The following is an 8,006-nucleotide window of genomic DNA, read 5'->3' on the forward strand; positions in this document are numbered from 1 at the left end:
CGCGCGCCCCACGGCGCCCACCGCCCCCACCGCGCCCGCGTCCCCCACCTCCCCCACCTCCCCCGCCGGGACCGGCACCTTCGTCACCGCGAAGTCCTCCGGCAAGGTGATCGGCGGCGCGGGCGATGTGCGGCGGTTCAAGGTCCAGGTCGAGGAGGGCACGGGCATCGACCCGAAGAAGGCCGCGGCCGAGATATCCGCGGTCCTCGCCGACGAGCGCGGCTGGACCAGGGACCGGAAGCACTCCTTCCAGCTGGTGTCCGGCGGCGATTTCGACTTCGAGGTGAAGATCGCCACCCCGGACACCGTCGACGACATCTGCGGACAGGCGGGGCTCAAGACCCGCGGTGAGGTCAACTGCGCCGCCGGAACGCAGGTCATGGTCAACCTCAAGCGCTGGAACACCGGCTCCCCCGAGTTCGACGGCCCGATCGGCGAATACCGCGCGCTGATCGTCAACCACGAGGTGGGCCACCGCATCGGCCACGGCCATGAGACCTGCCCCGGCCCCGGCAAGCCCGCCCCGGCGATGATGCAGCAGATAGACGGGCTCAAGGGCTGCGTCGCCAACGCCTGGCCCTACTCCAAGGCCGGGAGGTACCTCGGCGGCCCCTCGGTCGCCTGACCGGCCCGGGTCCGGCGTGTCCGAAGTGTGATCGAGACCTCCCCGGCTATCGGACAACCTTCGAAGATCATCAACCGTCCCTTACCACGTGGAGCAGCCGGAGACTACGTGCTGCACAAGTGACAGGGTCACCAAATTGAACAGTCGATGGACTCTGCCCGCGCGCACGACACGCAGGCAGGCACTGGCCGCGGTGGCGGCCCTCAGCGCCGCCGCTGCCGCCGGATGCAGCGGCCGCCCCGGGTCGTCCGCCGCCCCCGCCGCGCCCGCCCGGACGACCAGCAGCCCGGGGGCCGCCGAGCCGTTCACCTCGGCGGCCGGGGACAAGCACGCCACCCTGCTCCAGGTCATGGCCCATCCCGATGACGACCTGTACTTCATGAATCCCGACAACGAGCACGTCCTGCGCTCCGGGGTCCCCGTGGTGAGCGTGTACGTCACGGCGGGCGAGGCGCTGGGCGTCAACCGGGTGGCCGGACGGCCGCTGCCGCCACCGGACAAGGCCGCGTACTCCGCCGCCCGCCACCAGGGGCTGCGGCAGGCGTACGCGCAGATGCTGGGGCTGCACCAGTTCACGCCGTGGCACCGGTCGGTGCTGAACCTGCCCGGCGGTGTCAAGGCGGAGTCGAACGTCCTCGCCAACGGCACCCGCAGGGTGCGGCTGATCTTCCTCAACATCGCCATGCTGTCCGAGGGGCACATCCGCATGCCCGACCTGTGGGACACCCCCGGCACCGTCATGCGCTCACTGCTGGCCGAGGGCTCCCCGGTGCTGCACCCCAGCTCGTACGTCCACCAGACCCTGGTCGACGTGCTCGCCGAGATCATGGACCGCTACCGGCCCACGCTCATCCACACCCTCGACCCCGACCCCGACTTCCAGGTGCACGACCTGCTGCACCCCAGGGACAACGACCAGCCCGGCTGTTCCGACCACCGGGACCACACCCCGGTCGCGCTGTTCACCTGGAAGGCGATCGCGCAGTGGGCCGCCGAGTCCACCCGGCGGGACAAGGAGGCGCCGCGCTTCACCACCACGTCCTTCCGCGGCTACTACAACCAGCGCTGGCCGCACAATCTGCCGCCCGCCGTGCTGGCCCAGAAGGCGCGCGTCATCAAGGCGTACGGCGGCTCCCCCGCGTGGAAGTGCGGTGACTCCGCGGGCTGCGGCGACTACAGCCAGGGCGGTGTGCGGCCGCTGAAGAACCGCAAGGGCTGGATCCGCTCCACCCACTACCGCTACCCCAGCGCCCTGCCCACCCCCACCACCGACCGCGAGGGCCGCCTGGTCGCGTACGGCGTGCTGGGCACCCAGGCCGTGCGGTGGCGCGAAACCGCCCGCGGCAGCGGGCGCTTCGGGGCGCCGCTCGGGCTCGGCGGCGGGCCACTGGCCCCCGCGCTCAGCGCCGTGACCGACAGCGCGGGACGCCAGGTGCTGCTCGCGCTGCGGTTCGCGGCGCTGGACGGCCAGGGCGGAGCCAATATGCGCGAGATCGTGGCGCTCGAACAGAGCCGCCCCGACGGGCCGTTCCGCGCCTGGACCGGGCTCGGCACCCCCGAGGCCAACCCCGAACTCGGCCGTCGCATCGGCTGCCCCACCGCGGTCGCCACCCCGGACGGGAAGGTCCACCTCTTCGTACGGACCGCCGAGAAGGGCCTCGCCACCCGGGTACGGGACGCGGACGGCCGCTGGGGTCCGTGGGAGCGGCTCGGCGGCGCGGAGATCCAGGACGGGCTGACCGCCCTGGTCGACGGCAAGGGCCGCGCCCATGTCGTCGCCCCGGGCCGCGACACCGTGCACCACTGGTCCCAGGAGCGGCCCGGGGGCCCCGTCACCCTGCGGCCCGCCGCCGGACTGCCCCGCCCCGGCGGCAACCAGATCGGCGCCGCGCTCGCCCCCGACGGCGCGCTCTCCCTGATCTACCGCACCCCCGCGGCCACCGTGCCCGCCCTCCACGGCACCGGCGCGGACGACGTCGCGAAAAGCCGTACGGTGCCGCACTTCGAGGGGTACGGGGCCATCGCCGCGCACACCGTGCCCGAGCCCGGCAACAACGGCAAGGGCAACGGGGACGGCAAGGCCACCACCCTGCTCCTGCTCGGCCGCAGCCTCGACGGCGACGTCCAGGTCCAGTGGGGCACCGGCTCCGGCGACCGCCCGCTGCGCTCCCCCGGCCACCTCACCCCGGTGGGCACCCCCGCCCTGCTGGCCGACCCCGACCAGGGGGCCTGCGTGGTGGGCGTCGCGCCGGACGCCACCCCCTGGATCTGGCGCCCGCGCCCGACCTCTACGGCATAACACCACCGCCGGGGCGCCCCCTGTCGTCTCGACCAGGGGCGCCCCGGCGGTTGCCGGAGCAGCGGGCCGTCAGCGGCGCGCCGCCGCCGTGCGCCGCCGCGGGCGCTCGGGCTCGGCCTCCTCCTCGGCCTCGTCGGGCTCCTCCTCGTACTCCTCCTCGGGGCTCGACGTCGGCGTCCTCGTCATCGGCCTCGTCGGCGAACTCCGCCTCGTCGCCCTCGCCCTCGGGCTCCTCCCCGGCCTCGGCTTCGTCCTCGGGCCTCGGGCTCCTCCTCGAACTCCGCGTCCCTCGCCGTCCTGCTCGGCCCGCGGCTCATCGGGCCTCTCCCCCGGCCTCTTTCGTCGCGCTCTTCCTCTTCCACGGCCGTCTCGTGTTCGACCACGACCTCGCCGTTCCCGGATCTCGCCGCGCCAGCCCGTCCGTGGCCTCCGCCGCGCATCATGATGAACTTGCGGTAGAGCTTCAAGTCGAGTCCGCGCCCGGCGGCCCTGGGCGCGCCAGATGTTGCCGGTCCTCTCGAACAGGCCCTTGGGGAAGTACTCCAGCACCAGCAGCACCCGGGTGAGGCTGTCGCCCAGCGGGTGAAAGGTGACGACGCCCTTGACGGTGCCCTTGGCGCCCTCGGTCGTCCAGCTGATCCGCTCGTCGGGCACCTGCTCGGTGACGTTGGCCTTCCAGCTGCGTGTGGACTTGGCGACCTTCACCTTCCAGTTGCTGCTGGTGTCGTCGGCCTTCTCGACGCTGACGACGCCCTTGGCGAAGGTGCTGAACTCCTGGAACTGGGTCCACTGGTCGTACGCCTCGCGGACCGGCACCCCGACGTCGATGTCCTCGACCACGGTGACGCTCTTGGACTTGCCGCCGCCGCTCTTGCCGCGCCCCTTGCCGAACATCCCCTTGACCTTGTCCTTCAGCGTCTCCTTCAGTTGGGAGGTCCCGGCCTTCAGCACGGCCTGGCCCGGTGGCTTGCCCTCGGCGAGCGCCTGGGTGCCCTTGGCGAGACCGGTGCCGAGCCCGGTGAGCGCATGGGTCGCCCGGGCCTGGACGTACGACTGGAGCTCGTCCTTGAGGCGGTCCGCGGCCGGGCTGCGCACGATGTCGTCCTTCAGCTTGCCCAAGGTGTCAGCCATTGCGGCCCCCGGCGGTCTTCGCGGTCTTCTTGGCCGCCTTCTTCGCGGTCTTCTTCGCGGGCGCGGAGGACGAGGCGGCGGCCTTGCGCGCCCGGCCCGCCGGGGCCTTGGCCGCCTTGGCCTGCGGTGCCTTGCGGCGTTGCGGCGGCGGTTTGCGTTCGCTCTCCTCGCCGGCCGGTTCGTCGTCCTCCGCGGGCTCCTCGTCCTCGTCCCGCGCGGCGCGCTCGTCGTCCCCCTCGCCCCGCAGGCTCAGCGTGCGGTCGTGCAGCGAGTCGGCGAGGCCGTTCATGCGGGTGGACAGCGCACGGGTCGCGGCCGTCTTGGCGGCCCCGCCCAGCTCCTTGCGCGCCTGCGCGTTCAGCCCGCTCAGCAGCGGGGAGTCGGCGACCGCCCGGGCCAGTTGCTGCGGATCGAGGGTGATCTTCTTCCCGGCGAGCAACATGCCCAGCCCGAGGGCGAGTTTCGCCTTTTTGGTGCGCCCCAGGAGGTAGCCTCCCGTGATCGCGACCGCGATCTTGCCGTTGGTCATCATCCGTACTCCCGAAGTCGAACTCAGCTTCGATGCGGATGGCCGGGTACCCAGATACGGAAAAGCCCCACCCGCCGTGTGAAGGCGAGTGGGGCTTCGTGCTCCGGGGAGCGTGCTCCGAAGAGCGTCAGGTCACTTGGTGATCTTGGTGACCTGACCGGCGCCGACGGTCCGGCCACCCTCACGGATGGCGAACTTCAGGCCCTCCTCCATGGCGACCGGCTGGATCAGCTGGACGGACATCTCGGTGTTGTCGCCCGGCATGACCATCTCGGTGCCCTCGGGGAGGGTCACAACGCCCGTCACGTCCGTGGTACGGAAGTAGAACTGCGGACGGTAGTTGTTGAAGAACGGCGTGTGGCGGCCACCCTCGTCCTTGGACAGGATGTACGCCTGGGCCTCGAACTCGGTGTGCGGGGTGACCGAGCCCGGCTTGATGATGACCTGGCCGCGCTCGACGTCCTCGCGCTTGATGCCGCGGAGCAGCAGACCGACGTTCTCACCGGCCTGGCCCTCGTCGAGCAGCTTGCGGAACATCTCGATACCGGTGACGGTGGTCGAGGTCTTCTCGTTCTTGATGCCGATGATGTCGACGTTCTCGTTGACCTTCAGCACACCGCGCTCGATACGGCCGGTGACGACCGTACCGCGACCGGTGATGGTGAAGACGTCCTCGATCGGCATGAGGAACGGCTTGTCGACGTCACGCTCCGGCTGCGGGATGGCGTCGTCGACGGCCTTCATCAGGTCGAGGACGGACTTGCCCCACTCGGCGTCGCCCTCGAGCGCCTTGAGCGCCGAGACCTTGACGACCGGGACGTCGTCGCCCGGGAACTCGTACTCGGAGAGCAGCTCGCGGACCTCGAGCTCGACGAGCTCCAGGATCTCCTCGTCGTCCACCATGTCGGCCTTGTTCAGGGCGACGACGATGTACGGAACGCCGACCTGGCGGGCCAGGAGCACGTGCTCCTTGGTCTGCGGCATCGGGCCGTCGGTGGCGGCGACCACGAGGATGGCGCCGTCCATCTGCGCGGCACCGGTGATCATGTTCTTGATGTAGTCCGCGTGACCGGGGCAGTCAACGTGCGCGTAGTGACGCGAGTCCGTCTGGTACTCGACGTGCGCGATGGAGATCGTAATACCGCGCTGGCGCTCTTCCGGCGCCTTGTCGATCATGTCGAAGGCCGAGGCCTCGTTCAGGTCCGGGAACGCGTCGTGCAGCACCTTGGTGATCGCCGCGGTAAGAGTGGTCTTACCGTGGTCGATGTGACCGATGGTGCCGATGTTGACGTGCGGCTTAGTCCGCTCGAACTTCGCCTTCGCCACTGGGGTCCTCCTACGGAGTGGTTCTGTAACGCATCCGCGCCTTGCGGACGGGTTCAGGTGGTCTTACCGAACCGGCCAGGACCCCGAGGGGGATGCCCTTCGCCGTATTCGTTATGGGGGCCGGCGGCCGGGGCCCCGCCATGGACCGCCACGGTGGACGATCTATGACGGAACACCCGATGCCTTTTGCTCCAGCCTAAACGGTGAGGAATGCGGATGAACCCGCCTTACTCGCCCTTGGCCTTCGCGATGATCTCCTCGGCGACGTTCCGCGGAACCTCGGCGTAGGAGTCGAACTGCATGGAGTAGCTGGCGCGGCCAGAGGTCTTGCTGCGCAGGTCGCCCACGTAGCCGAACATCTCCGACAGCGGGACCAGACCGATCACCAGCTTGGCGCCGCTACGGTCCTCCATGGACTGGATCTGACCACGGCGGGAGTTGATGTCGCCGATCACGTCGCCCATGTAGTCCTCGGGCGTCGTGACCTCGACCTTCATCATCGGCTCGAGCAGGGCCGGGCTGGCCTTGCGGGCGGCCTCCTTGAAGGCCATCGAACCGGCGATCTTGAAGGCCATCTCGGAGGAGTCGACCTCGTGGTAGCCACCGTCGAGAAGCACGACCTTGACGCCGGTCAGCGGGTAGCCGGCGAGCACGCCGAACTCCATGGCCTCCTGGCAGCCCGCGTCCACGGACGGGATGTACTCCCGCGGGATGCGGCCACCGGTGACCTTGTTCTCGAACTCGTAGCCGTCGCCCTCGAGCGGCTCCAGCGCGATCTGCACCTTGGCGAACTGGCCGGAACCACCAGTCTGCTTCTTGTGCGTGAAGTCGTACCGCTCGACCGCCTTGCGCAGCGTCTCGCGGTAGGCCACCTGCGGCTTGCCGACGTTGGCCTCGACCTTGAACTCGCGCTTCATGCGGTCGACCAGCACGTCGAGGTGGAGCTCACCCATACCGGCGATGATGGTCTGGCCGGTCTCCTCGTCGGTCTTGACGCGGAAGGACGGGTCCTCCTCGGCCAGCCGCTGGATCGCGACGGCCAGCTTCTCCTGGTCGCCCTTGGACTTCGGCTCGATGGCCACCTCGATGACCGGGGCCGGGAAGTCCATGGACTCCAGGATCACCGGGCTCGACGCGTCGCAGAGGGTCTCACCGGTGGTGGTCTGCTTCAGACCCATGACGGCGACGATGTCACCGGCACCCACCGACTCGATCTCCTCACGCTTGTTCGCGTGCATCCGGTAGATCTTGCCGATGCGCTCCTTCTTGCCCTTCACGGAGTTCAGCACCTGAGTGCCGGCCACGAGACGGCCCGAGTAAACCCGGATGAAGGTGAGCTTGCCGAGGTGCGGGTCGCTCGCGATCTTGAACGCCAGAGCCGACAGCGGCTCTTCCTCGGTGGGACGCCGCTTGATGATCTCTTCGGGGTCCTTGACCGAGTGGCCCTCGACCGCCTCGACGTCGATCGGCGACGGCAGGTACCGGACGACCGCGTCGAGCAGGGGCTGCACGCCCTTGTTCTTGAACGCGGTGCCGCAGAACACGGGGGTGACGGTCGTGCCGCCGCCCACGCCGGAGGCGATGGTGATGCGGCGGATCGCCGCGTACAGCTGCTCCACGGAGGGCTCCTCGCCCTCCAGGTACAGCTCCATCATCTCTTCGTCGTTCTCGGCGACGGTCTCCAGCAGTTTGCCGCGCCACTCGTCGGCGGCCTCGGTGTGGGTGTCCGGGATGTCGACGGTGTCGTACATCTCGCCCTTGGACGCCTCGATGTTCCAGACCAGCGCCTTCATGGTGACGAGGTCGATAACACCCTTGAAGTCGGCCTCGGTGCCGATCGGCAGCTGCATGACCAGCGGCACCGCGCCCAGGCGGTCCGTGATCATGTCGACGCAGCGGTGGAACTCGGCACCGGTGCGGTCGAGCTTGTTGACGAAGCAGATCCGCGGCACGCCGTAGCGGTCCGCCTGACGCCAAACGGTCTCGGACTGCGGCTCCACGCCGGCCACACCGTCGAACACCGTCACGGCACCGTCGAGGACGCGCAGCGAACGCTCCACCTCGACGGTGAAGTCGACGTGCCCCGGGGTGTCAAT

6 protein-coding genes are annotated in these 8,006 nt (G+C 69.8%); 2 read left to right on the plus strand and 4 right to left on the minus strand.

Annotated features, from left to right (window positions below):
* Window positions 1–625 (plus strand): DUF3152 domain-containing protein (locus SSOG_RS19100; RefSeq protein ID WP_009715885.1); only part of this gene is annotated, 625 nt, incomplete at its 5' end.
* Window positions 626–761: 136 nt separating this feature from the next.
* Window positions 762–2,924 carry a PIG-L family deacetylase gene (locus SSOG_RS19105; RefSeq protein WP_106516421.1) on the plus strand — a complete coding sequence of 721 codons (2,163 nt, stop codon included), beginning with the start codon at window positions 762–764 and terminating at the stop codon, window positions 2,922–2,924.
* Window positions 2,925–2,993: 69 nt separating this feature from the next.
* On the opposite strand, the gene SSOG_RS19110 is transcribed toward SSOG_RS19105, so the two are convergent.
* The 4 genes from SSOG_RS19110 to fusA form a co-directional block, all read right to left on the minus strand.
* Complete coding sequence (locus SSOG_RS19110) at window positions 2,994–4,055, minus strand: SRPBCC family protein (RefSeq protein WP_009715887.1); 1,062 nt, start codon at window positions 4,053–4,055, stop codon at window positions 2,994–2,996.
* Window positions 4,048–4,587 (minus strand): hypothetical protein, encoded by a 540-nt coding sequence (locus SSOG_RS19115; RefSeq protein ID WP_009715888.1) that lies wholly within the window; start codon window positions 4,585–4,587, stop codon window positions 4,048–4,050. The genes SSOG_RS19110 and SSOG_RS19115 overlap by 8 nt, the downstream gene beginning before the upstream one ends.
* Window positions 4,588–4,716: 129 nt before the next feature.
* The gene (gene tuf / locus SSOG_RS19120; RefSeq protein ID WP_009715889.1) at window positions 4,717–5,910 is read right to left on the minus strand and encodes an elongation factor Tu; all 1,194 of its coding nucleotides are present in this window, start codon (window positions 5,908–5,910) and stop codon (window positions 4,717–4,719) included.
* 227 nt (window positions 5,911–6,137) lie between these two features.
* A partial coding sequence (fusA, locus tag SSOG_RS19125) for an elongation factor G (protein WP_063631576.1) occupies window positions 6,138–8,006 on the minus strand: 1,869 nt, incomplete at its 5' end.

Origin of the sequence: Streptomyces himastatinicus ATCC 53653 (genome assembly GCF_000158915.1) — a bacterium.
In the GTDB taxonomy this organism is placed as follows: Bacteria; Actinomycetota; Actinomycetes; order Streptomycetales; family Streptomycetaceae; genus Streptomyces; species Streptomyces himastatinicus.